Origin of the sequence: Vibrio sp. M60_M70 (assembly GCF_037162085.1) — a bacterium.
GTDB lineage: Bacteria > Pseudomonadota > Gammaproteobacteria > Enterobacterales > Vibrionaceae > Vibrio > Vibrio diabolicus.
This window is the reverse complement of sequence record NZ_JARLUL010000002.1, coordinates 193549-217456: the sequence shown is the minus strand read 5'-3', so window position 1 is coordinate 217456 and position 23908 is coordinate 193549. Positions and strand designations below refer to the sequence as shown.

Genomic DNA, 23908 nt, shown 5'->3' with positions numbered 1-23908 from the left:
GATTACGCTCCTGGTTGCTCTGGTTGCTCTGGTTGCTCTGGTTGTTTGTGGACATCGTGGATGTTTGGGAAAGAAGCCCATAGCTTTTGTGTGTAGGGATGTTGAGGATTATTGCGAATTTCGTATGCCTGATTGACTTCGACGATTTCTCCATGCCGCATGATGGCAATGCGATCACACAATTGGCTCATCAGCGCCAAGTCGTGCGTAATAAAGAGTACTGAGAAGCCAAATTCATCTCTAAGCTGATAGATTTGTTGTAAAATCTCTCTTTGTACCACCACATCTAAAGCGGTTGTGGGCTCATCCATAATGATCAGCTTAGGGTTCAAAGACAAAGCAATAGCAATCACCAAGCGCTGACGCATTCCACCTGAAAATTGGTGAGGGTATTCCGTTAACCGTTCTCGTGGAATATTGACCAAGTCCAATAGTTTTTCTGCTCGATCTTTCGCTTGAGCGTTGGTGAGTCCTTGGTGATGACGCAATACATCTGCGAATTGCTCTTGGATCGTTAAGACAGGGTTGAGTGAGTTCATCGCGCTTTGAAACACCATGGCGATTTCACTCCACCTCAGAGCGGTTAGCTCAGAATCTGAGAGGCTAAGAATGTCTTTGCCATCAAACAATATTTTACCGCCAGAAATGAACGCTGGCGGCTTATGGAGACGGTTGATCGAGAATGCGATCGTGCTTTTGCCACATCCCGATTCACCAGCAAGTCCAAATACTTCTCCTTTGCCGATATCGAAGCTGACGGATTTTACCGCATTGAAATCACCATGATCGGTGATGTAATCGACGCATAAATCTCGGATCTGGATGACCGGATTATTGTGGTATGCATGATTTAAGTTAATACCATCCATATAAACACCTTACCAATGTAAAAGATAATTATTATCATTATCAGGTGTGATGGTTTTTAGAAAGTGGCAAGCGGTGAATCAGTGAAGTGACTCGAAAGTTAGGCGAAATAAAAAGTGGTATCCGGCGTTGTTAATGAAGTCAAGGAAGACGAGAATTGAGAGCTGGATCAGCACACTTTTCTTAGGGGAATTATTCAAATCTAATCGTAAATTTGCCCCTTGGCAAAACTTAAATGATGGATCTATTAAGGAGTTAACGAAAGGGCGGGAGGGGTCACATTTCCCTACAGTTTTTCTTACCACCTCGTTCCTGTTTTGCTATAGATTACGCATCGAAAACATGGTGTGTTCGGAGGAAATATGTCCATTAATTCTATCGACCATGACGAGATGACCAACATCGCTCACAAATGGGAATTACCTGATGAAGAAGCCGTTGTGAAGCCTGAGAAAACAGTGAAATCAGCAGAAGCCAGAAGACGCATTGAAGCGCTACGTGAAATCCGTGAAAGTGGATTGACCATTGAAGAAGCAAGGGAGCTTGGCTTGATACACTGATTGCTCTAGTTTGGTATAGCAATCCATAGGGTAGTTGTCGGGCTGCCCTTTTTATTTTTCGCTCCATTTTAGCCATTGCGTCTTACTACAACATCTCACATCTCTTTATTTTTCTTATCCAAACGTTCTAATTCACCTCTCTTTCACCTAAAAAGTTCTAGATCCAAACTCATTTTCATCTATGTAGAAGTTTGACAATCTTACCTAGCGTTACTAAAAGATATATCAATAGCGATATGCTTTTTGTTGATTATCGCGACCACAAAGCAAGGAGCGCGAGTATGGTTGACCAAATCCTTTTTTATGAGCCCGATGAGCCCCACGGTTTTCTTTCCAATTTTTGCCATGCCCCAGTCAATATATCCTCCCAAACTTGGCCCACCAGCGAACATTATTATCAAGCCCAAAAGTTCCTCGATGCGCAGTTACAGAGCAAAATTCAACACGCGAGCACTCCCGATGAAGCATTCGCCTTAAGTCGAAAATACGAACATTTTGTCAGAAGTGACTGGGAGGATATGAAGTTGGCCGTTATGGCTTTCATCGTTAGAGAAAAGTTTCTGCAAAATCCACCTTTAGCGCAGCAGTTAATGAGAACGGGTAACGCTTGTCTTACAGAGCATTCTCACAAAGATGCCTTTTGGGGGGATGGGGGAGACGGTAAAGGAGAAAATCATTTAGGAGAAATTCTGATGAACGTTCGGGCTGAGCTGAGACATGTCGAGCCCTACAATCTCGTGAAGTTCATCGATAAAGCCAAATTGCCAACCCAATGGGGCACATTTATGATGTATGGCTTCGTTGAAACTGCCACGAACAAAGAGCATCTTGCCCTCGTGTATGGAGAGCCTGCAAACAGCGCTGCACCACTTATTCGGTTGCATTCGGAGTGCCTTACTGGCGATGCCTTGTTTAGTACGCGTTGCGACTGTGGTTTTCAGCTCAATAGGGCGCTACAAAATATTGTCGAAGAGGGATGTGGTGTACTGCTTTATTTGCGTCAAGAAGGACGTGGTATTGGCTTGATTAATAAAATTCGAGCTTATCACCTCCAGGACGATGGCGCCGATACTGTAGAAGCCAATGAACGTTTGGGCTTTGCTGCCGATATGCGTGATTACGCATTCTGTAAAGGGATGTTAGAGCATTTGGGCATTGATGCGGTGCGACTAATGACGAACAACCCACGTAAGCTGGCTGCGTTAAAAGCGGTTGATATCAACGTCATTGAGCGTGTGCCCTTGCAAGAAGGTAATAATCCGAGCAATCAACACTACTTGCAAACTAAGGCGAGTAAATTAGGGCACATGTTTGATCCTAAGTTTGTCAATCACACCAAGTAAAGCATCATCTATGTCTCAATAGATGAAAACGCCAACGATACTATCGTTGGCGTTTTCATTCGTTAGGTCATTTATTGATACCTTTGAATGATCTCATCAATTTCGCCCGATGTTTTTAACTCAGCCAAACGTGTATTAATGTAGTCCTGAGTTTCTGGCTGCATTTGGGGCGAAAAGGCCAAATAGATCGAGTAGTCAGGGATAACTGAGTCGAAAGATTGGATCTGAAAACCTTCTAGCGACAAATTGAGGCGTTTTAAGTTGTACATAACGCGTGATTCCATTTCGACGAAGGCTGTATCTCCTGGTGTTCGGGTTATCACTCGATATGCGGCATCATAATCTTTAACGCGTATTTCATTCACACTACCATCCTCAAAGAATGGGATTAAATTCGGATAATCAAAACCGAGTAGTAATACGATAGATCGGCCATGCATGGTGTCCATATTCTTGAACTCTAACGGTTTCTCACTACTAGAGACCAATACATGTTTTACAGTGTAAATGGGCTCTTCAGACAAGTTTTCTGATTGCACCTTGCCCCAATTTGGGCTGCCGTAAGTTAGCCAGTTTGGTTCGCCACCTTCTTCTAATATGGAGATCATTCGTTTAAACGGATAAGTATGATAATTCACCTGATAATCCGATTCAGCGAAAATGGCACTGACGATGTCAGTCACAATCCCGGAATGCATTTGCCCCTGTTGTTCTATTTGAAATGGCCTTGCTTGGTCGGCGATAACGTAATAGTTCACTTCAGCGGCAGTAGCATAAGTTCCTACCGCAATAAAACTAAAAGCCAATCTAAGTAGAAGTCTTTTCATCGTATCCTCGATTATTATTTGCGCGTGGCTATATTTAGAGTAGCGCAAGTTTATCGGAGCGATTTCATATGGATGAAAAAGAGCGATCTCAACGTCGATTTAGTATCGGCAACCAACTTATGTTGGCGGTGTTAACGTTGAGTTTAATCTTTACTGTCATCATTTCCGCTGTGAGTTTATATCGAGTTTTTAACGAAGATTTAGCCCATTTGCACGTCGAGCTAAAGCAGGTCGAATCCAGTTACTTATCGAGCTTTTCTGCCAGCTTATGGGTGGAGGATAGGGAGCTGTTACTCACTCAAGCAGAGGGCGCAATGCGCATGCCCTCTGTGGATTATTTACGTATCGCTAATGAAGATGAAGTTATCGTCGAATTGGGAACCGCTCTTTCTGAGGATGTCGTAGAAAGAAGTTGGCCGATGCAATATCGTGTTGGTGATAAAACCTATGATCTGGCGACATTGACTGTTCAGGCGGATCTGAGCTCGATTTATGAAGATCTTTGGCAACAATTTTTTTCTTGCTCACGACAGAAGCGATCAAGATCCTATTACTCATAATTGGCGTGCTTTGGGTCGCCTTCCGCCTCTTGGTCAATCCTCTCCAACTGCTTTCCGGCGCCGTGAGCGATTTTAGTGGCGGGAAGGTCCCAAGCAAAGTTACGCTCCCAAAGCGTTGGTGTTTTGATGAAGTGAGCGTGTTGGCGGAGAAATACAACCGAAGCGTTGAGAAGGTCCGTGAGCATCAGACTGAGCTTGAAGAAGAAAGAGATAGAGCGGAAGTCGCCAACCGCAAAAAAAGTGAATTTCTTGCCACCATGAGCCATGAAATTCGAACACCAATGAATGGCATTATTGGTGTCGCTTCATTACTGGGTGACACCAAACTCGATCCTCAGCAAAAAGAGTTTGTAGAGATCATCGATAGTTCTTCTCACTCTTTAATGACGATCATCGACGATATTCTCGACTTTTCTAAAGTCGAAGCAGGTAAAGTCGAATTAGAAAATGCAAGCTATGATCTGCGCCGTATTTTGGATGATGTGATCAGCTTACACGCCGTCAAAGCCAAGCAGAAGAATCTGCAATTGCTTAGCGATATTGATCCTCACTTGCCAGCGGAAGTGCAAGGCGATGCTGCGCGCTTAAAACAGGTATTGAACAATTTGTTGAGCAACGCGATCAAATTTACTGATCGTGGTCATGTGAAGCTTCTTGTTGAGTTAACACGTCAAGAGCATGATGTCGCCATGATTCGATTTCGCGTCGTTGATTCTGGCATTGGTATTGCGAAAGAGAACCAACAAGCGATCTTCGAACGTTTCCAACAAGCCGATGGCAGTACAACCAGAAAGTACGGTGGTACCGGCCTTGGTTTGGCGATTGGTGCTCAGTTGGTGAACTTAATGGGAGGAGAAATCCAACTGACAAGTGAGTTGGGGCTTGGTAGTTGTTTTGAGTTTTCGATTCCAGTTGTAGTAAAAGCACGGTCTACCTACACGGAACGACCTAATGTTTTGACGTTTCCAAAAGTTGAAGATAATGAAACCAGCCTCCAGCATGACAATCAACCTTGGGTATTGATTGTTGAAGATACCATCGTAAACCAGAAAGTCGTGCGTATTATGTTGGAAAAGCTCGGCGTTCGAGTGAGCGTCGCAAATCATGGTGAAGAAGCGCTTCAACTATGTGAGAAGCAAGCTTTTGACTTAGTGTTTATGGATTGCCAAATGCCAGTGATGGATGGCTTCATTACTACTGAGCGTATTCGACAAATGGGAGAGTGGGGGAAACACGTTCCCATTATTGCGTTGAGTGCCAATGTTATTAAAGAAGATCAACAACATTGCTTTGACGTCGGTATGAATGAGTTTGTCGCCAAACCTGTGACCAAAGATCGGTTGCATCAAATATTCGAGCAGTTTTTACCAAAAGCGCTGAAAATCAGTGCGGGTCCTAAATAGTTAACTTGAAATTGATCAAGTTAAGTGCGTTTCTATTCTGCAATTGTAACTCTGTATGCTATAGTGCGCGGCTAGTATTTAAAGTACCTTGAGGCTGTAAATGTCGTTCAATCTATCCCTATTGCCGCCTGATGAAAAAAACAAAATCGAACTGGATAAACAAGCGTCGTTTTTGGTTTGGAAGCTCAGAGAGGCCAAATCTGGTCCTGAAGCAATAGAAGAACAGTTGTCCAAGATTAACGATGCTGATGAAAAAGCGTTTTTTCAGCAATCGGTCGAAAAGTACAAACGAGTAATGGGTGTCGCTTAACGCGAATCGTGACAACGGTATAAAACTATGTGGCGAATGAGGTAACCTCCCCATTCCTTTGCTAAGCGAAATTGAAAAGGTTTCGCTTTTTGCTAAAATCCTTCGCATTAAATTTGAATTTAGAGAGACATCCCGATGGGAAGAAGTTTTGAAGTGCGCAAAGCCTCTATGGCGAAAACTGCAGGCGCGAAAATTAAAGTTTATTCCAAATACGGTAAAGAAATTTACATGTGCGCGAAAAACGGCGGTAGTGACCCAGACATGAACTTGTCTCTTCGCCACCTGATCGCGAAAGCGAAAAAAGATCAGGTACCAGCGCATGTTATCGACAAAGCACTAGACAAAGCGAGTGGCGGCGGTGGTGAAGATTACCAACCAGCGCGCTACGAAGGCTTCGGCCCTGGCGGTACTAGTGTTATCGTTGACTGTCTGACCGATAACGGCAACCGTACTTTCCAAGATGTACGCCAATGCTTTGTTAAAGTGGGTGCGAAAATTGGTGTTGAGGGCTCAGTTTCTCACATGTTCGATCACCAAGCGGTATTCCAGTTCAAAGGCGACGATGATGAGATCATCCTAGAAACGCTAATGATGGAAGATGTAGACGTAACTGACGTTGAGCTAGAAGACGGTGTGATCACTGTATTCGCTCCTCATACAGAGTTCTTCAAGACGAAAACAGCACTAAATGGTGCGTTCCCAGATCTAACGATCGATGTGGAAGAAATCACTTTCGTTCCTCAAACTCACACTCCAGTAGCGGGTGAAGATGCTGAGAAGTTCCAGAAATTCCTAGATCTTTTAGATGACTGTGACGACGTTCAGCAGGTTTACCACAACGCAGAGCTATAATTTCTTAGCTTCCACCGTTGTAAAAAGGCTTCCCGAGGGAAGCCTTTTTTGATCGCACTTTTTGCTAGCAGCATTATGCGTTGCGATATTTGGAATAACACAGTGACATGATCACACCAAAGCAGATGCCTTGCGTCAGCATGGCCGTGCCGCCGTAACTAAAGAACGGCAAAGGGCTTCCCATTACTGGCAACAAGCCGCTCACCATACCTGTATTGATAAAAGCATACAGGAAAAAGCTCATCGCTAATGCGCCACTCACAAGCCGACTAAAAAAGTGGTCAGACTGACATGCAAGCAACATGACGCGCGCGGTAATAAACAAGTACAGTGCGAGCAAGACTAAACTACCAACAAAACCCCACTCCTCGGCATAAGTCGAAAAAATAAAGTCCGTATGACTTTCTGGAATAAAGCCAAGTGTTCCTTGCGTAGCATTCATCCAACCTTTGCCTTTCATTCCGCCGGAGCCTATCGCAATTAAAGATTGGATGATTTGGTAGCCCGAACCTAACGGATCCGACTCTGGGTGCAAGAACTGAGTAACGCGGCTTTTTTGATACGTTTCCATGACGAAGAACCACAAAATAGGCGCCAACGTTAATATACTCGCGACAAAGCCACCGATTATTTTCCAGCTCATGCCAGCTAAAAATAAAACGAATAAGGCGTAAATGACGGTAAAAACTGCACCGTCTAAATCCGGTTGTAGCGCGATTAACCCAGCAGGAATCATTGTGATGAGTAAGCAGAATGCGATTTTCCTACTATCTGGTCTGCCACCTTCAATATGTAGCATCCACGCGATCATGATTGGAATCGAGAGTTTGATTAGCTCCGAGGGTTGAAAGCGAAAAAAGCCAATATCGAGCCAACGTTGAGAGCCATTAGTGCTATCGCCAAACAAAGCGACAGCAAGTAGCAGCGCAACCGCAATAATGTAGAGATATGGAGCTGAGCGTTGATAGCTAGCGGCGGGAATCGATGACATGACCAATATACAAACCAAGGTCAGTCCGCAGCGTGCTAAATGCTTGAAGAGCATGGCCTCATTAAAGCCACTGGCACTCCAAAGTGTTAGTGTACTCAATAGCATGATCGGAATGATCGCCATCAGCAGTGGCAAATCGACCCTGGGGAAAAAACGCTTATTCATTTTCTACGACCTAATAACGCACCCAGTTCGAGCGCGAAAACAACCAGAACTCGAGAGTTCGAACTATTCCGATGCTAAGAATCCTATTTGGAAATAACAGACACCATGCAAAGGTGTGTATGAGAGGAGCGTCGATGTCGTCTGTTATGGGTAAGCTGCTTGGAAAGCTGTGGAATGGATAAATACACTAGACGCAGGTTTTAAGCCAGTATTTTTATTCCTATTGTGGTGAAAGATGGACGCTTACAAACAAGCAGGGATATATGCTCTCTTTAAGAAGGGAATGTCATTCATCGCAGCAAACAACCGTTCATTCTAAATAACTGCCATTGGTCGCATGCAAAAGCAGTGTGCGATCTTCTCCATTAATCTGAAACCATCAAATCACGTTCAACTAAGGATAGTACATGATGGTTTCTCAATCTCGCTCAGTCAAAGCTCTTAAACTGGCAAGTACGTTTATCGCCGCATTTGCACTCAGCAGCAATCTGGCTCTAGCTAACCCAAGCGAGCGCACACTCAGTCAGTTCAACCAAGCAGCGCAGGGTGATTCTGGTTTGGTTGATACCGTTTACGGCGAACTATCCAAACAACTCGAAGAGCAGGGCGCAACGCCGGTGACCTTGGTGTATTTAGGCAGTGCTGAGACGTTGCAAGGTCGTGAGGCGTTTATGCCTTGGAACAAGATGAAGTTCACCGAGCGCGGTCTTGCCACAATCCAAAAGGGTTTGGATTTAATGGCGAATCAGCCAGTACCACTGCAAGAACAACAACGTTTACAAGGCTTGCCGGAATACCAACTAGCCACCGCCATGGCAGCCACTACGTTTACCTCTTTACCTGACATGTTCAATCACTTTGAGCGTGGCTACGAGCTGTACCTTTCATTGCTCGTTGAGCCGAGTTTTAGTCAGCAACCTTTCGCCGCAACGTCTTGGATTTATCGCTACGCCATTGAAGCAGCACTACGAGCTGAAGATGTTCAACAAGCCAAAACATGGTTAGCGCAAATGGAGCAATTGGGCGACAGCAATCTAGAAACGCAAACTGCGAAAGCGCTGCTAGCCAAGTATTAGGGAGGCGTCATGATCGTTTTTAATCAACTTAGCCGCGATTACGCCCTTGGTAGCCAAACGGTGCGTGCATTGCGAGACGTTTCTGGTGAAGTGTTTTCCGGCGAAATGGTGGCTCTGTGCGGGCCGTCTGGCTCAGGCAAAAGCACCTTACTTAACGTGCTTGGCATGCTGGATACTCAATACCAAGGTCAGGTGACATTTTCAGGCAGCCCATACCCAACTGGGCAAATGCAGGCGGCGAAAATGCGCCGTGAAAAGCTTGGCTTTGTATTTCAAAAATTCAATCTTATGCCCGTGATGACGGCGTTAGAGAACGTGGCGTATCCGCTGCACCTCAACGGCTTTTCAAAAGCAGAACAAACTGAGCTCGCTACACAAATGCTAGAACACGTTGGCTTGGGCGAGTTTATTCATCACATGCCCGATAACCTATCAGGCGGTCAGCAACAACGCGTGGCAATTGCGCGCGCCTTAGTGCACAAACCAGCGTTGGTGATTGCTGATGAGCCAACCGCAAGTCTTGATAGCCAAACTGCCAACAAGGTCATCGACATTATGAAAGGGCTCGGACACGAGCTAGGCACCACTTTTATTGTCGCCACACACGACCCTCGTATGGCATCCCGCTGTGACCGCACCATTGAGTTGGTGGACGGCAAAATTACCCAAACGCACGCAAGTGTGGAGGAGGTTTCATGGGCAAGCTAATTCCTGTTTCCGTTCGCCTTGCTTGGTTGAACCTGCAACGCAATCGCCGCCGCAGTTTGTTGTCGATGCTGATCATCGCCATTGCCGTGTTTGCCTTAACCAGTGCGGGTGGTTTTGGTCTGTATACCTACGACAGTTTGAAAGAGTCGACAGCACGTGACACGGGGCATCTGACGTTAACCACGCCGGGTTACTTCGCCAAAGAAGAAGAGATGCCACTGAGTAACGGTTTAACTCACGCAGACGACATCACCAAGCAATTGATTGGGTTGAATGAAGTGCGAGGCGTGCAGCCACGAGTTGAGTTCAGCGGTTTGATTTCCAACGGCAACAAGTCCTCGATCTTTATCGGCATTGGCGTGAACGAACGCGAATTCGATATGAAAGGACCGTTTTTGGATGTGCGCGAAGGGCAGACGCTGTCCAACATTCATGCATCGCGTTATGACCCAGCAGAGCCAGAAGTGATGCTCGGCGTTGATTTAGCGAACAACCTAAGCGTGCACGTTGGCGATTGGATTACCTTGCTGGCGACCACAACCGACGGTGCATTGAATGCGTATGACTTCAAAGTTCGTGGCATCTATTCAACCGGCGTACCTGAGCTTGATAAACGCCAACTGTACGTGCATATCAACAGCGCGCAATCGTTGTTGGGCTCAGACAAAGTCAGTGCGTTATCGGTCTTCCTATTCGATACCAGTTTAACTAACCAAGTCGAGCAACAAGTGGCTTCGGTCCTGAGTAAGCAAAAGCAGAACTTTGGTGATCAAAATATTGAAATTACGCCTTGGCAAGAACGCGCGTTCTTCTATCTCAAAGTGAAAGATTTGTACGACCGTATCTTCGGCATCATGGGCGCAGTAATGGCGTTGGTAGTCTTTGTTGCGCTGTTCAACACCATGACCATGTCGGTCACCGAGCGTACTCGTGAAATCGGCACCTTGTCAGCACTTGGTAGCTACCCTCGCGAAATCATTGCTGGGTTCTTGCGCGAAGCAGGGTTACTTGCGGTGATTGGCAGCTTAATCGGCGCTTTGTTTACGGCGCTAGTGACCATCTTACTGATGGTCGTGGATGTACAAATGCCGCCACCGCCAGGACGCACAGAAGGTTACCCATTGACGATTTACTTCTCTTGGGAGCTGGTGGCTGTCGCAGGATTTGCAGTATTGATGATTTGTTTGGTTGCGGCGTTTTTCTCGGCGCGCAAAGGGGTGAACAAGCCAATTACGGAGGCACTGATTTATGTTTAATTTCAAATCACTATTACCAATTGCACTGCTGACGGTAAGCGGCATGGCAAGCATGAATGCCAGTGCGAATGAAACAGCGTTAGATGCACAGCAAGTCGCGCAATTGATTGAAAAAGCCGACAGCTACCGCTTGCAAGATGATTCCTCCAAAGTGGTTTCTCTGGTGCGCTTATATCAAGACCAAGAATTAGATAAAACCCGCCTTTACCACGTGTACACGCGTCCAAATCGTGAATCGTTGGTGGTGTTCAAATCGGCGGTTGAAGCAGGGCAAAAGATGTTGATGATGGGCGACAACTATTGGCTACAAATGCCGAAGAGCCGCCGTCCGATTCGCATTACGCCAATGCAAAAGCTGCTTGGTGAAGCGTCTATTGGCGACATCTCAACGCTGACGTGGAGCCAAGATTATCAAGGTGAATGGAAAGCGACAGAAACTGTCTCGGTAAACGGGGAAAGTGTAGTGGCTTATCACCTTGCGTTAACCGCGAAAACCAAAGGGGCGAGCTATCAGAAGATCGACTTGTGGTTGTCTGAGCAAGATGCGTTTCCAATCAAAGCCGATCTCTATTTTCGCTCTGGCAAACTCGCCAAGCAAGCGCTATACGGGCGTGCAACCGACAACGGTGAAGACTACGTCAGTGAGATGACCTTGCTTGATAGCATTCAGCCGAGCAAAAAGACCGTTATCGAGTATCAAGAGATCGTGCCTTGGCAGCTGGATAACAAGTTCTACAACCCAAGCTATTTGCCGAAAGCCAATACGACTCAGCTTTAGCCTGAACTCCGTAAATAGAACCATGAAAACGAGCAAGGAAGTCACATGAAATCGCACCAGTCTAACCTTAACAAAAGCACCAGTTTGTTGATTGCTGCGTCGTTGTGTGTGGCGCAGCAGCCCCAGTTTTTGCCAATGATGAGCTGAGTTTTGAGTGGGATTGGGCTGTCAGCTACGAAACTGCCAAGCAGCGTGATAGCGCATTTATGCAGGCGCAGGGCAGTTCTCGTGATTCACTTAATGCACTGTTGGATGTGCAGGTGAATTATCAGAACTTCAGTGGTTTGTTTGCTCTGTACAGCCAAGGTTTGTACCTCAGCCAACGGGGAGAGAGTGAGTGGTGGAGTGAAGCTGATAACCAATTGCTGATTCGAGAGCTTGCTTGGCTAGGGGAGTGGCAAGTCGGTGATACCACACTTGATGTGAGCTTAGGTAAGTTGCGCGTGGATTGGGGCGTGGGTTATGGCTACCGACCATTGGATCTGTTTAAGCCGTATCGACAAAACCCTGTTGGCTTAGTCGCAGAAGAGGGTGCGGGTGTGTTTTCACTTTCACACTATGATATGGCAGGCGAGTGGACGGTGATTGCGACGGATTCAAGCTGGGGGCAACAAGACCAAAGTGCACTTGATCAAGCCGCAGAGCAACGAGGTATTGGTATCCGTCGTTATGCGCTGGTGGGTGACACCGAGTATCAACTTATTGGTTATTACGATGATGTGCGCCGAGGTTTACTTGGCGCCAGTGCCATTGCCGTGTGGGATGAGTCCATCGCCATGCACGGATCAATGCTGTGGCAAAAGCAAAGTGTCGGCTATCAGTTTCAGCAAGACGATCTTTACCAACCCGTTTCAGTTGAGGAGCAGGGAAGCGCATTCCAAGCCTTAGTTGGGGTGAACTGGGCAAACCAAGCCGGACACAACGTGATTGCTGAATATTGGTACGACAGCCGAGCATGGTCGAAAAGCGAGTGGCAACAAGCAATCGAACGTGGCGAATTTCTCTCTCAACCCCTTAATCCCCAAACGTCTCTACTTGCAACAAGCTACGCCCAAGGGTTTCAGCATGCCAATATCGTTCAGCATAACGTAATGCTGCACTGGAGTTGGGATTTGGAAGCGTGGGCTTCTTGGAACGGCAAAGCGGATATGGGCTGGCTAAGTGATGTAACCCCTACGTTGGATGTGATGCTGTCGCCACAAGATGGTGGTGTGATTGTCACGCAGTGGCTTAACTACCAATGGATTGATACCGGCGATCAAAGTGTAGAAGTGGAAGTTGCCGCACGCTTTTTAACCGGAGACGACCAATCTGCTTACGCACAAATCAATGATAAGCATATGATTGTATTTAACATCAAAGGGAAATTCTAAATGTATTCAGCTAAGTTAATGGTAGAAAGTGGATGGCTACGCAGTGTGGTTGTCACGACTTTATTCTGTTTGTTTATCTCGGTAATGACATTGTCTGTTTGGGGTGGTCCTTACTATGTACATGTATTGGTGAGCTTTGGTTTTGGTTACTCCGCCTTGTTCTTCTCTTGGTTAGTCGACAAGTTGTTTCCTAGCATCCCTCGTAGACTAGAAATTGCTTTGTCACTGACCGCCTGTTTGTTGTTTGGCGTCATTAATGCGCAGTTTTGGCTCGGTGAATACTTCGGCATTTCGGGCATGCTGCCAGTGTTGCTGATGGGCTTGTTATTCAGCGGCATGTGTTACTTTTATTTCCACTCACGAGAGAAAGAAGCGATTGCTCAGCGTGAATTAGAGAGTATCAAGCGTGAAAAGGCAGAGCAGGAACGTGCACTGTTGCTAAGTCAGCTTAAACAGATGCAAAGCCAGATTGAACCGCATTTCCTATTTAATACCTTGGCAAATATCAGCGCGTTGATGTCCCAGGACGTTGATAAGGCCAAGCAGATGTTGGATCAACTTACCGCACTATTACGTGCGACGCTAAAAATCTCACGTGAAGAGCACACCACGATTGAGAATGAAATTGCCTTAATTGAAGCCTACTTGAGTATTCAGAAGATACGTCTGGATGGACGCCTAAGCTACAAAATTGAAGTAGAAGACGGTTTAGGAACAACAGAACTGCCACCGATGATGTTGCAACCTTTGGTGGAGAATGCCATTGTTCACGGTATTGAGCCAAAGCGAGAAGGCGGCGAACTCAGTTTACTCATCAAGCGCGAACAACAGAACTTGCAGATTGAAGTTAGAGACACAGGTGTTGGCTTGAATCATGTTAGTGGGCACATGGGCTCCGGCGTGGGTTTGAGTAATCTCAAGCAGCGAGTTGAAGCTTTGTTCGCAGGGCAAGGAGAGGTTGTTATCAGTGAGTCTGCTCAGGGTGGCGTTTGTGTTCGCTTGAGCTGGCCAATGGAATCGTAAGCAAGGAAGAAAGGAATGAATACAGGGTTTACTGCCATTATTGCTGATGATGAACCGTTATTGAGGCGTCATCTTGATAAAAGCCTAGCTGAAGTGTGGCCAGAGCTAGAGGTAATAGCCAAAGTCGCGGATGGTGAACAAGCGTTGCAAGCTATTAAGCACAACCAACCTGACATTGTGTTTCTTGATATTCGTATGCCAGTTTTGGATGGCATGACACTAGCGCAAAAACTCAATCAACTCGCCAATCCACCTTTGATTGTGTTTGTCACTGCGTACGATGATTACGCCATCAAAGCTTTTGAGCAAAATGCCGCCGATTATTTGCTCAAGCCTATCTCGGATGAGCGCCTCCTGACGACGTGTGAAAGAGTGAAAGCACGCCTTGCTAAGCGAGAGCAAGAAAGCAGCAATGTGCAGATGAGCAGCCTGTTAGAACAGTTGCAGCAATTATCCGCCCCACAAACGCCGCAATATCTTCAGTGGATCAAAGCGACGCAAGGGGAAGATATTCATCTGATTGCTACGTCTGATGTGTTGTATTTCAAAGCGGAAGAAAAATACGTTTCTGTGTATGCCCAACAAGGACAAGGCAAAGTGCAGGAGTATTTGATTCGTACATCGTTGAAAGAGTTGATAGGGCAGCTTAACCCAGAACAGTTCTGGCAAGTGCACCGATCAAGCGTGGTGCAAGTGTGTAAAATTAGCAAAGTAAACAAAGACTTTGCCGGAAGAATGTTTGTGCATGTTGGGGAAAACAAGCTCCCCGTGAGCCGTGCATCTCAAAGTTTGTTCAAAGGGATGTAATCGCTAGAACTGCTCACTCTTTACACTGTAAACTCGCAGCTCTTAACCCACATTATCAAGGAAGATAAATGAGCTATCGCGTAACCCTGCTAAATGCGACGAGAGAGTTGTCTCCACTCGCTGAGTATTTGCATCAGAAACTTGATGATCTGAGCTCACAACTTTCTAGTTACTTTGATCTCAGTAACATCGACCTGACCGTTAGCCCGTTTGATCGCAATGATGTACCGCAGACGGGGATTGGTGGCTATTGCTTAAGCGCCTATCGTGTAGAGATTCTGCTTGATACTCAACGTGCAGATATTAAAAACGTTATTGAGAAAGAACTGGCTGCGGTGCTAGCGCATGAGTTGCATCACCTGTTCCGTATGCGATCGGGAGAGAATGGCGTTGCGCTTGGTGATGTGCTGATTATGGAAGGGTTAGCTTGTCATTTCGAACGTAAGGTGAATGGAGGCATCACTCCGAGCTTGTTTGAGCAAATCAAAGATCAAGATTGGCGTCCTTTCTATGCTGAGATGAAAGACAAGTTGACCAGCTTAGATTACAACTTCGACGCTTACTTTCTTGGCAGCGATGAAAGCCGCTGGCCGAAATACATGGGGTATTGGGTTGGGTATAACCTTGTCGCTGAATATCTGGTGGACTTTCAAGGCTCTGAGCTTGATTTAGTCGGAGCAAAAGCCGAGCTTTTCTATCAATAACTCCGGCACAAGCCAAACTCATAGGCTGAGTCATAAAACAAAAAGCGCCTAAGTCATCAGACATTAGGCGCTTTCTTCGTTTTATAGCGACGATTTATCCGAAGAGGCAAATGGGCTTATTCGCTGATTGTCACTTTCTCAATAATGATTGGATCGCATGGTACATCATCGTGACCAAGCTTAGAGGTCGTTTTCACTTTCGCGATGCGATTTACGACATCCATACCCGCAGTCACTTTGCCAAACACCGCGTAGCCCCAGCCCAAGTTGGTGGTTGCGGTGTGGTCTAGGAAATCGTTGTCTTCCAAGTTAATGAAGAACTGTGCCGTTGCAGAGTGCGGTGCATCGGTACGCGCCATTGCGATAGTGCCAACAAGGTTCTTTAGACCACGGTTTGCTTCGTTCGCAATCGGGGCGCGCGTTGGCTTTTCTGCCATGTCTTCGGTGTGACCGCCACCTTGGATCATAAAACCATCGATAACGCGGTGGAAAATGGTTCCGTCGTAGAAGCCATCTTCACAGTATTTTTTGAAATTCTTTGAGCTAACTGGCGCTCGTTCTAGGTTCAGTTCAATCTCGATGTCACCGAAATTGGTGGTCATAATAATCATCTTGTTTGCCCCTGTGGGTGCTATGTTGGCGGCATTATAACTAAGTCGTTTGAGGATAGCAGAAATAAAAACAGCGACGTTTTGGCGTCGCTGTTTCTACTATTAAATATGATTAAGGAAGTTAAACCGTAAAGCGTCCCACCAAGTCGTACAGCTCGTTGGCTTTGTGATTGAGGTTTTGGCTGCCCGAGCGATTTTGATTGGCAAGGTGCGCCGATTGACTACTTTGCTGAGAAATGACTTCGATGCGTTGTGAAATCTCCTGTCCAACTTGGCTTTGCTCTTCGGTCGCAGTAGCGATCAGCGTGTTCATGTCCATGATATTCGCAATCGCTGCTTGAATATCTTGCAGCGCAACCGATGCAGCACGTGCTTCTTCTACTGTCGCTTCGCCACGTGCTTGGCTAGATTCCATCGCTTTTACTGCGGCATCCGAACCTGCTTTAAGTTGATCGATCATCTTGTGAATGTCACCTGTGCTGTCCTGAGTGCGGCTTGCAAGCTTACGCACTTCATCCGCTACAACTGCGAATCCGCGTCCTTGGTCGCCCGCTCGTGCTGCTTCAATGGCGGCATTTAGCGCAAGCAAGTTGGTTTGTTCAGCAATATCTTGGATGACTTCAAGTGATGATGAGATGTTCTGCACGTCACTCTCTAGACGTGAAATTACAGTGCTTGCTTCAGAGACCTCATTCGCTAGGGCTTCAACGGAGTTAGCGGCGGAGTCCACGATGTGCTTCGCTTGTTGTGCGTTGTCATCGGCGTTTTTAGCGGAATCGGCGGCTTGGTTTGCGTTGCCAGAGATCTCGTGAGCGGTGGCCGTCATTTCTGTCATTGCTGTCGCGACTTGTTCCGTTTCCTCACGTTGACCAGAAGCCAATTCATCCACTTGTGAGGCGCGTTGAGACATGTTGTTAGTTTCTGATACTACCTCTTGTCCGACATGGCTGACGCTCTTAATAATTCCTTGCAAGCTCTCAACGAAGATATTGAAGTTATGCGCGAGCTGCTTAAATTCTGGCACGCTAGATTCTTCCATACGCGCGGTTAAGTCGGCGTCACCTTGCGCGAAAGATTGGATTGAGCTGTCAAACTGTTCGATAGGGCGCATAATGCTACGGTTGACGAGTACGGCAAAAATGGCCACGACAACGGCAATAGAGACACAAAACATAGCAATAGCGGCTAAGGTATTGTTTAGCTCATCGTTTGCTGTGTTTTCCATCTCTGTAATGATCGCATCGATATCATCAGTATAAAAACCTGTGCCAATCATAATATCCCACTTGGGAATGAACATGGAGTAGCTGAGTTTTGGTAATGCTTCGGTTTGCCCTAACTTAGGGAAGTAGTAGGTTGTGAAGTCACCCGTTTTGGCGTTTTTCAACAGGTCTTGGATCAGGTAGTTGCCTTTTTTGTCTTGAAGGTTATAGAAGTTTTCTCCAACCCCTTTGTTGTTTTTTCCGACAACAACACGCACGCCTTTTGAGTCGTACGCAAAAATATAACCTGATTGGCCGAACTCTAGCTCTTTGAGCACTGGAATAGCTTCTTGCAATGAGGCATTACGATCCAATAACGGTTTGAGTGCGGAATGAGCCATCTGCACATAGTTTTTCAGTTCCGCTTTCTTCATCGCCATCATCGTCGTGTGCGTATGATTGATTTGTTGTTGGTTGTAGGTACTGGTTTGGAGGTAGGTAAACCACATCATACCCAAAGCAATCGTTAACACGGGAATGATGGAAAGAATATAAAGTCGCTTTCTTATCGTTAGATTCATAGGTACTTCCTTACGTCTCGGCGCAGCGTTACAAACTGGTAAACTTCAATAGCTTTACCAAATAAAAGTGTTAATAATTATTTTTGTACTGATTGCAGATTAACCGAGTTGGCGGGTGAGAAGTACAGGAAGTTGGTGATCGTGGACGAGAGAGACTCACATTTTTAAGCAGGATCACAATTAGCGAGAGCATTGGCCCGAGTTGCAGCGGGAGCTACCAGTAAGCCAGTATGAGACACGATACCTATTGTTGGCAAAGCGTAGGTAAAGCCAGTCGGCAATTGGTTTGAGTAATGGCCAACGTAGTGGTGCATATAGCCAACCTCGACCGACCAACTGCCATGCTCGGTGAGTCACATCAAGACCAAGTATCAGTTCATTGTTGTCATTCAGCGCATGCAAAATCGTGTTGGCTTTTTGCGCGTCTATCTGTGGGTAATCAGAAAAGTCATCGCTGTATATATCGACGATTTTTATCGCTTGTTTTACATCTCGTTGCTTAAGTGCGTGCATTTCTTTGGCGCACAGTGGGCAAGTTCCGTCATAAAATATGGTGAGTTTTGTCATTGCGATCGTCTTGTTATTTGATTTGTCTTACTGAGTTCTACGTGGCGATTTTTCTTTTGGTTCATTATGTTGCAGGTAGTCGTTCCAATTCGCGCGTATGTTCTCGTAGTTGTATTGGCAAAAGTCTTTGCGATCTCGTAGGTAGTCTTTTTCAACTTCATCGAGAAGCGACTTGTACTGTTCCGGATCACTGCCGTACACCAAACATAAGGTAGAGAAGTAGCGTTGCAAATCAAAACTGTGCTCATCAATGTACTCACCGAAGTCGTAGTAGTCCGGTCTGTCATCGGACTCAAATGCGAACATGTCGGCGGCGCTAATGGCCATCTCTGCGCCATCTTCTAGGAAGTCAATCATTAAGATCGTGGCAAAATTATCGACGGCATCTTCTTCTTTTCCGAGAACAGGGATGTTTTGATCTTCGATGTAAGCATGCCCGGCTTCATGCAGCAAGGTGTGTAATAACGTATCTAACGCCCCTGTTTTTGGGGATTTTCCAAGGCGTTCTTCATACTGGTTATTGGAGAAGTAATTGAGTGATTCCAAATAAAAAGTGTAGGGAATGTGTATCGTGTGCGTATCGGGATCGTACATTGGGCCATCTTCTCCGCCGTAAACCAGTGTGAGTGGTTTGCGAAATGGAAAGTGGATCTGAGATAGCTCAAGAAAAATTGGGTTTACATCGCTGTTTTGGATAGATTGCAGGGCGATGTTTTCATGGGTTGTTTCCACGGGAGAATATTCAATACGGATATTTTCCGCTGCAGTGGCAGATGAGATGGCACAGAGTAATAGCACAGGGAAAAGCGAATGAATTTTCATGTAGGGCTCTTGTTATTTGAATAACTTACATAAAAATTATACATGTTTTTGTGTGATGCATAATTGGGATTGTTTTTATCACCCAGAATCGGGTAGTTAGCCTCGAAAGACTATCATGACAACACCGTACATTTTGGTTGCTGGGCCCTCCAGAAAGCCTATCAAAACACGTTGTACTCAGGAGACCATAGATAAGTGATTGGCTTTTAAGGTTTATTTCTTGGTGAGGCTAAGCTGAATTCGCTTCGCTCTTTTGTCTGTAAAAATGCTATTCAGCAGTTAATCATTATGGAAAGAAACCATAGGGTTGGTGAATGTCACTGAATTGAAGAAAATTATCAGCAATATGTTATAATCCGGCTCCGTTGTGACGAAAACGTTTGTTGCAGCTTGAGAGTTTCCTTGGATTCGGCTCGTTTACACACCATGAGCCAGAGTTAAAAAACTACGACAGGAACAAGCAAACCCAATTGTTTTGAACGCGATCTCGGCGTTTAGAGGTTACAACGGGAAGGAACTTTGTTTGATAGTAATTGACACATTCTGTTTAAGTAAGGAGCCCAACGTGGTTCAGAAAGTGTCACCCAGAATTTACTCACAACACTATACCCCAAGCAGTCACGCACAGGTATTGCGAGGGGGCATTTGAAGGAGCTATATCGGCTCCTTTCACATTTAAGGGCTGGCTAACAGCGGAAAACTGACACATCGCTAAAGGAGCGTCCCTTAAACTAGCCTAAGGCGCATCTACACCAACTTTTGAGTATTTTCGAAACAGTAAAGCGAGAACATTTGCTATTGAATGAAGGTTAAATTAACACTCGATCATTACGGAGGATGAAGAGAACAATAATAAGAGGCGATATGAATCATTTAATATCTGTAGGTGCACTGGAGTCCTTCTTGGTCGCAATCAGTGTGCTTTTCCTGGGGCATTTTATTAATGCTAAGCTACCGATTTTAAAGAAGTTCAACATACCTGAGCCGATTGTAGGTGGCCTTATTGTGGCCTGCATGATTACTGCTCTTCATTTCAACGGCATCGACTTGGAGTTCGATTTGCCGTTACAAAATACGTTTATGTTAATGTTTTTTGCGACGGTTGGTTTGGCCGCAAATTACACTCAGTTGATGAAAGGAGGTGCGAAGGTTTTTATCTTCTTAGCTGTCGCATCGTTTTACATCATCATACAAAACGGCGTTGGCGTTTCACTCGCGGCAGCGCTCGGTTTAGATCCTTTGATGGGGTTAATTGCTGGCTCGATTACTCTGTCTGGTGGCCATGGTACAGGTGCTGCGTGGTCACAAACCTTCCAAGACGTGTATGGATTGGATAACGTTTTGGAAATAGCGATGGCATCAGCCACTTTTGGTTTGATCATCGGCGGTATCATTGGTAGCCCAGTGGCACAGCGCCTCGTAGAAAAAAACAGCATTGAATCGGAGTATGGTCGTGGTGGTCGAGATGCCAAAACTCACGAAAAATTCCCTGAGTTGGTGACCTACAACGAATACGAAGAAGATAAAGTAACGGCGAAAAAAGTGGTGGAGAAACTCTTCTTCCTACTGATCTGTGTTACGGGGGCGAAGTATGTTGAGCAATGGGTTAGCACGTATGAAATCTCATGGTTGATGATTCCAGACTTTGTATATGCGCTGTTCATTGGTGTGATCATCACGAACTTCTTAGAGGTGACCAAGCTTCGTAAGTTAGATGCAGAAACCGTCGATATGCTCGGTACCGTTTCTTTGTCATTGTTCTTGGCGATGGCATTAATGAGCTTGAAGTTATGGAATATCTTTGACTTAGCGATTCCATTCTTGGTCATTTTGGCTGTGCAGTCTGTGGTCTTAGCTATCTTCACTTACTACGTTACGTTCAAAGTGATGGGACGCAACTATGACGCTGCGGTTATTGCGGGTGGTCACTGTGGTTTTGGCTTGGGGGCAACCCCAACAGCCGTGATGAACATGGGCTCTATCGTTAACCGATTTGGCCCGTCGCCGCAGGCATTTATGGTGGTGCCAATTGTGGGGGCTTTCTTTATCGACATCGTTAACTTAATCATTTTACAAGGTTACATTTCATTCCTTGGTTAAATTTAAGTTCATGATCTCCTGAGGTCGAAATAAAAACGGTCACAACACAGGTTGTGACCGTTTTTTTATGGCTCGATTTTGGCCGTTTATCGAACGACGGATTATTGAATGGTTCGGCTGAACTTGAGACTAGCTGTCCAACCAAGAACGCCGACGAAAGCGTAAATGCCAACGTTTAACCAACCTGCTTGAGGAATTGCATTAAATGGGCTTGGTGCAACAATGGCGTGCAGTGGAAGGTAAAGCACTTCGGAGAAGAACTGATCTAGGCCGTAATAGCCAAATAGTGCGATTGGCATCCAGCGCAGCGCATAAATGGCGATAAACAAAATGACCAGTGGTGAGTTCACTTTCTGAGAAATAGCCATTGCGGTTAATGCCAGCGGTAACAGTAGAATACCGGCGAACAACATTCTGATTAAAAACTCTCCCCAATGCAGCAGCACGTAACCTAACGAGGCTTGGCGGTACAATAAAGCCAATTGGTGATCGGTAGAGATGTTCAGCAACCACAACATCAAATCTGCTGCGAGCACAAGCGCCGAGCAAACGAGCGGAATCACCAATAAGCCAAACCCTAGCTTCACTAAGTGAGTTTTTATGTCGCTGACCGGCATACTACGCCAAAACATAATACTGCCCTCCGCGCGTTCTTTGCGCAGTGTTCTCGGGAAGTATTGAACGGCTAATAAGATAGACAGCAGTCCCGCCCCGCCGGTGATCAACATGTTTACATCGTCACCAAGCTCTTTGTGAATGTCACTGACATCGCCACCAAAGCTCATTTGGAAAAACATATTGTGTTGTAGAGTGTCGTTGCTCATTAAACTGACAAAGAGAATAAGTCCACATGCCAACACAAACAGTGGAATACGTAAAACAAGAGGGTTTTCCAACCACTCTTTTTGCAACATCGCGACAACTGAACGCATTACGCTGCCTCCTTCTGCAATGCTAAAAATAGATCCGCTAACTTCACCCCATGGATGGCCCCCATTGTTTCTGCTTGTTGGGCATACTGGGCAGTGAGTAACCATTTCGTTGAACCGAGGCCTTTTTGTGACGAGAGTGGGTTCATCGCTTCAATTTGTGTGCGGTATTCGTCGCTGGCCTCAAGGATGAAGTAGTCTTCACTGATACTGTCCATCGAGGTTTGTAGTACAGGGCGGCCATGCTTGAGAATCAGCACATCAGTCAGTAAATGCTCAATCTCTGATACTTCATGACTGGCGATGATCAACACGCGCTCGCCGTCGTGAAACCATTCCAATAAGTGACGATAAAACGTATCACGATACACGAGATCTAACCCGAGTGTCGGTTCATCCAATATGAGGATTTGGGTGTTAGTCGCGATTACAATCGCGAGGTGCAATTGTACCTTCATCCCTTTGGATAAAGATTTGATGCGCGCACGAGGTTTGATGTCCGTTTGACGAAGCAGCGTATCTGCTTGAGCGCGATTGAACCCTGGATGCACGCCTTCGGTATAGTTAAGCAGTTGAGCGACAGTCATCCAATCTGGCAGAACGTTCACATCCGAGATGTAGGACAAGCTCTGCATTATTTTGTCGCGTTGCATAATGGGTTCAAATCCGTTGATACGAACAGTGCCTTGATATTCATGTGCGCCGAGTAGGGCATTAATAAGCGTTGATTTACCTGCGCCATTATGGCCGAGTAAGCCAAGTACTTGTCCTGCATGTAGGTCGAAACTCACTTCATGCAGTGCTTCTCCTTGTTGCTGATATTGCTTGGAGACGTTGTTTACACTGACTAATGCGCTCATTGGTCACCTTTCAAGTGTGGTTTTAGTTGTTGAATGAATTCGTCGAGTGACATATCCAGACGCTGTATTGTGTCGGCTATCTGCGGAATTTGTTGTTGAAGAAAACGTGCCTTCTCGTCTGCGAGCAATTTGAGTTTTGCCCCTGAAGCGACAAACATACCTTGACCGCGTTTTTTCTCCACTAACCCCTCATCAACAAGCAATTGATAGCCTTTCATGACGGTGAGGTGGTTAATTTTCATATCCGCAGAGATGCTACGAACAGAGGGCAGAGCATCGCCTTCTTGCCAGATACCTTGCAGTATTTGTTGAGTGATCTGGTCAGCCAACTGTCGAAAAATCGGTTGGCGATCATGCCAATTGGTCATGAGTGAATCTCTTGGCTGAAATGGTGTTATATATAGGTATAACACCTAGTGCGCCGGAGAGAAAGTAATAATTTAAAATTAAGCGTATGTTCCAGCCTTCGCTTTCCCTAAATATCTACCTATGTGATAGCTATTTTGAAGACTTTATTGTGAACATAAATTAAACACTTCTCATAAGTTGAGAAGTGTTATTTTTCTAATCCAATCAAGGCATTTACCACTAGCTTGGTATTGGTATTCTCATATAATGATAATCAGTGGGATT

Annotated in this window: 22 protein-coding genes and 2 pseudogenes; 14 read left to right on the top strand and 10 right to left on the bottom strand. The window is 45.7% G+C overall.

Annotated elements, in window-relative coordinates:
• Nucleotides 1-2: 2 nt before the first annotated feature.
• Nucleotides 3-869 (bottom strand): ABC transporter ATP-binding protein, encoded by an 867-nt coding sequence (locus P4S59_RS16825; protein WP_337168718.1) that lies wholly within the window; start codon nucleotides 867-869, stop codon nucleotides 3-5.
• Between the two features lie 360 nt (nucleotides 870-1229).
• On the opposite strand from P4S59_RS16825, the gene P4S59_RS16820 reads away from it, so the two are divergent.
• Entirely contained in the window at nucleotides 1230-1427 is a 198-nt protein-coding gene (locus P4S59_RS16820) for a PA3496 family putative envelope integrity protein (RefSeq protein ID WP_005392088.1), read from the top strand.
• A gap of 281 nt (nucleotides 1428-1708) precedes the next feature.
• Complete coding sequence (gene ribA, locus P4S59_RS16815; RefSeq protein ID WP_006740907.1) at nucleotides 1709-2770, top strand: GTP cyclohydrolase II; 1062 nt, start codon at nucleotides 1709-1711, stop codon at nucleotides 2768-2770.
• Between the two features lie 71 nt (nucleotides 2771-2841).
• On the opposite strand, the gene P4S59_RS16810 is transcribed toward ribA, so the two are convergent.
• Nucleotides 2842-3597, bottom strand: coding sequence for a substrate-binding periplasmic protein (locus P4S59_RS16810; RefSeq protein ID WP_048625506.1), 756 nt, complete (start codon nucleotides 3595-3597; stop codon nucleotides 2842-2844).
• Nucleotides 3598-3665: 68 nt separating this feature from the next.
• Here P4S59_RS16810 and P4S59_RS16805 point away from each other — a divergent pair.
• The 3 genes and pseudogenes from P4S59_RS16805 to P4S59_RS16795 all read left to right on the top strand — a co-directional run bounded on the left by P4S59_RS16805 (nucleotide 3666) and on the right by P4S59_RS16795 (nucleotide 6722).
• Nucleotides 3666-5560, top strand: a pseudogene (locus P4S59_RS16805) (ATP-binding protein).
• A gap of 100 nt (nucleotides 5561-5660) precedes the next feature.
• Nucleotides 5661-5870, top strand: a complete 210-nt coding sequence (locus tag P4S59_RS16800; RefSeq protein ID WP_005374484.1) for a DUF3283 family protein — start codon at nucleotides 5661-5663, stop codon at nucleotides 5868-5870.
• A 135-nt stretch (nucleotides 5871-6005) separates the two neighbouring features.
• On the top strand, nucleotides 6006-6722 hold the full coding sequence (locus P4S59_RS16795) for a YebC/PmpR family DNA-binding transcriptional regulator (RefSeq protein WP_005392082.1): 717 nt from the start codon (nucleotides 6006-6008) through the stop codon (nucleotides 6720-6722).
• Between the two features lie 73 nt (nucleotides 6723-6795).
• Here the strand turns inward: P4S59_RS16795 and rodA are convergent, their stop codons facing one another.
• The gene (gene rodA / locus P4S59_RS16790) at nucleotides 6796-7878 is read right to left on the bottom strand and encodes a rod shape-determining protein RodA (RefSeq protein WP_046875633.1); all 1083 of its coding nucleotides are present in this window, start codon (nucleotides 7876-7878) and stop codon (nucleotides 6796-6798) included.
• A gap of 407 nt (nucleotides 7879-8285) precedes the next feature.
• Here rodA and P4S59_RS16785 point away from each other — a divergent pair, with 407 nt between their 5' ends.
• The 8 genes and pseudogenes from P4S59_RS16785 to P4S59_RS16750 all read left to right on the top strand — a co-directional run bounded on the left by P4S59_RS16785 (nucleotide 8286) and on the right by P4S59_RS16750 (nucleotide 15603).
• A complete protein-coding gene (locus P4S59_RS16785) occupies nucleotides 8286-8954 on the top strand; it encodes a hypothetical protein (RefSeq protein WP_226421212.1) in 669 nt (222 codons plus the stop codon).
• A gap of 9 nt (nucleotides 8955-8963) precedes the next feature.
• On the top strand, nucleotides 8964-9662 hold the full coding sequence (locus P4S59_RS16780) for an ABC transporter ATP-binding protein (protein ID WP_337168717.1): 699 nt from the start codon (nucleotides 8964-8966) through the stop codon (nucleotides 9660-9662).
• Nucleotides 9650-10918 (top strand): ABC transporter permease, encoded by a 1269-nt coding sequence (locus P4S59_RS16775; RefSeq protein WP_337168716.1) that lies wholly within the window; start codon nucleotides 9650-9652, stop codon nucleotides 10916-10918. The genes P4S59_RS16780 and P4S59_RS16775 overlap by 13 nt, the downstream gene beginning before the upstream one ends.
• Nucleotides 10911-11696: an outer membrane lipoprotein-sorting protein gene (locus tag P4S59_RS16770; RefSeq protein WP_337168715.1), complete on the top strand. Its 786-nt coding sequence runs from the start codon at nucleotides 10911-10913 to the stop codon at nucleotides 11694-11696. The genes P4S59_RS16775 and P4S59_RS16770 overlap by 8 nt, the downstream gene beginning before the upstream one ends.
• Before the next feature lie 45 nt (nucleotides 11697-11741).
• Nucleotides 11742-13069 (top strand): annotated as a pseudogene (locus P4S59_RS16765) (hypothetical protein).
• Nucleotides 13070-14092, top strand: coding sequence for a sensor histidine kinase (locus P4S59_RS16760; protein WP_337168714.1), 1023 nt, complete (start codon nucleotides 13070-13072; stop codon nucleotides 14090-14092).
• A 15-nt stretch (nucleotides 14093-14107) separates the two neighbouring features.
• The gene (locus tag P4S59_RS16755; RefSeq protein ID WP_337168713.1) at nucleotides 14108-14899 is read left to right on the top strand and encodes a LytR/AlgR family response regulator transcription factor; all 792 of its coding nucleotides are present in this window, start codon (nucleotides 14108-14110) and stop codon (nucleotides 14897-14899) included.
• A gap of 68 nt (nucleotides 14900-14967) precedes the next feature.
• On the top strand, nucleotides 14968-15603 hold the full coding sequence (locus tag P4S59_RS16750; RefSeq protein WP_337168712.1) for a DUF2268 domain-containing putative Zn-dependent protease: 636 nt from the start codon (nucleotides 14968-14970) through the stop codon (nucleotides 15601-15603).
• Nucleotides 15604-15719: 116 nt separating this feature from the next.
• On the opposite strand, the gene P4S59_RS16745 is transcribed toward P4S59_RS16750, so the two are convergent.
• The 4 genes from P4S59_RS16745 to P4S59_RS16730 all read right to left on the bottom strand — a co-directional run bounded on the left by P4S59_RS16745 (nucleotide 15720) and on the right by P4S59_RS16730 (nucleotide 19386).
• Entirely contained in the window at nucleotides 15720-16214 is a 495-nt protein-coding gene (locus tag P4S59_RS16745) for a peptidylprolyl isomerase (protein ID WP_005374458.1), read from the bottom strand.
• 121 nt (nucleotides 16215-16335) lie between these two features.
• The gene (locus P4S59_RS16740; protein ID WP_005392065.1) at nucleotides 16336-17997 is read right to left on the bottom strand and encodes a methyl-accepting chemotaxis protein; all 1662 of its coding nucleotides are present in this window, start codon (nucleotides 17995-17997) and stop codon (nucleotides 16336-16338) included.
• Nucleotides 17998-18177: 180 nt separating this feature from the next.
• Nucleotides 18178-18564 (bottom strand): thiol-disulfide oxidoreductase DCC family protein, encoded by a 387-nt coding sequence (locus P4S59_RS16735; protein ID WP_152813725.1) that lies wholly within the window; start codon nucleotides 18562-18564, stop codon nucleotides 18178-18180.
• Between the two features lie 27 nt (nucleotides 18565-18591).
• On the bottom strand, nucleotides 18592-19386 hold the full coding sequence (locus P4S59_RS16730; RefSeq protein ID WP_337168711.1) for a DUF4344 domain-containing metallopeptidase: 795 nt from the start codon (nucleotides 19384-19386) through the stop codon (nucleotides 18592-18594).
• 864 nt (nucleotides 19387-20250) lie between these two features.
• On the opposite strand from P4S59_RS16730, the gene gltS reads away from it, so the two are divergent.
• Nucleotides 20251-21486, top strand: a complete 1236-nt coding sequence (gene gltS, locus P4S59_RS16725) for a sodium/glutamate symporter (protein WP_006740921.1) — start codon at nucleotides 20251-20253, stop codon at nucleotides 21484-21486.
• Between the two features lie 101 nt (nucleotides 21487-21587).
• Here the strand turns inward: gltS and P4S59_RS16720 are convergent, their stop codons facing one another.
• From P4S59_RS16720 to P4S59_RS16710, 3 genes are read right to left on the bottom strand one after another with little or no spacing between them, the layout of a single operon-like run.
• Nucleotides 21588-22418: a hypothetical protein gene (locus P4S59_RS16720; RefSeq protein ID WP_114322669.1), complete on the bottom strand. Its 831-nt coding sequence runs from the start codon at nucleotides 22416-22418 to the stop codon at nucleotides 21588-21590.
• Nucleotides 22418-23275, bottom strand: coding sequence for an ABC transporter ATP-binding protein (locus tag P4S59_RS16715; RefSeq protein ID WP_065645244.1), 858 nt, complete (start codon nucleotides 23273-23275; stop codon nucleotides 22418-22420). The genes P4S59_RS16720 and P4S59_RS16715 overlap by 1 nt, the downstream gene beginning before the upstream one ends.
• Nucleotides 23272-23643 (bottom strand): GntR family transcriptional regulator, encoded by a 372-nt coding sequence (locus P4S59_RS16710; RefSeq protein WP_005392046.1) that lies wholly within the window; start codon nucleotides 23641-23643, stop codon nucleotides 23272-23274. The genes P4S59_RS16715 and P4S59_RS16710 overlap by 4 nt, the downstream gene beginning before the upstream one ends.
• Between the last annotated feature and the right edge of the window lie 265 nt (nucleotides 23644-23908).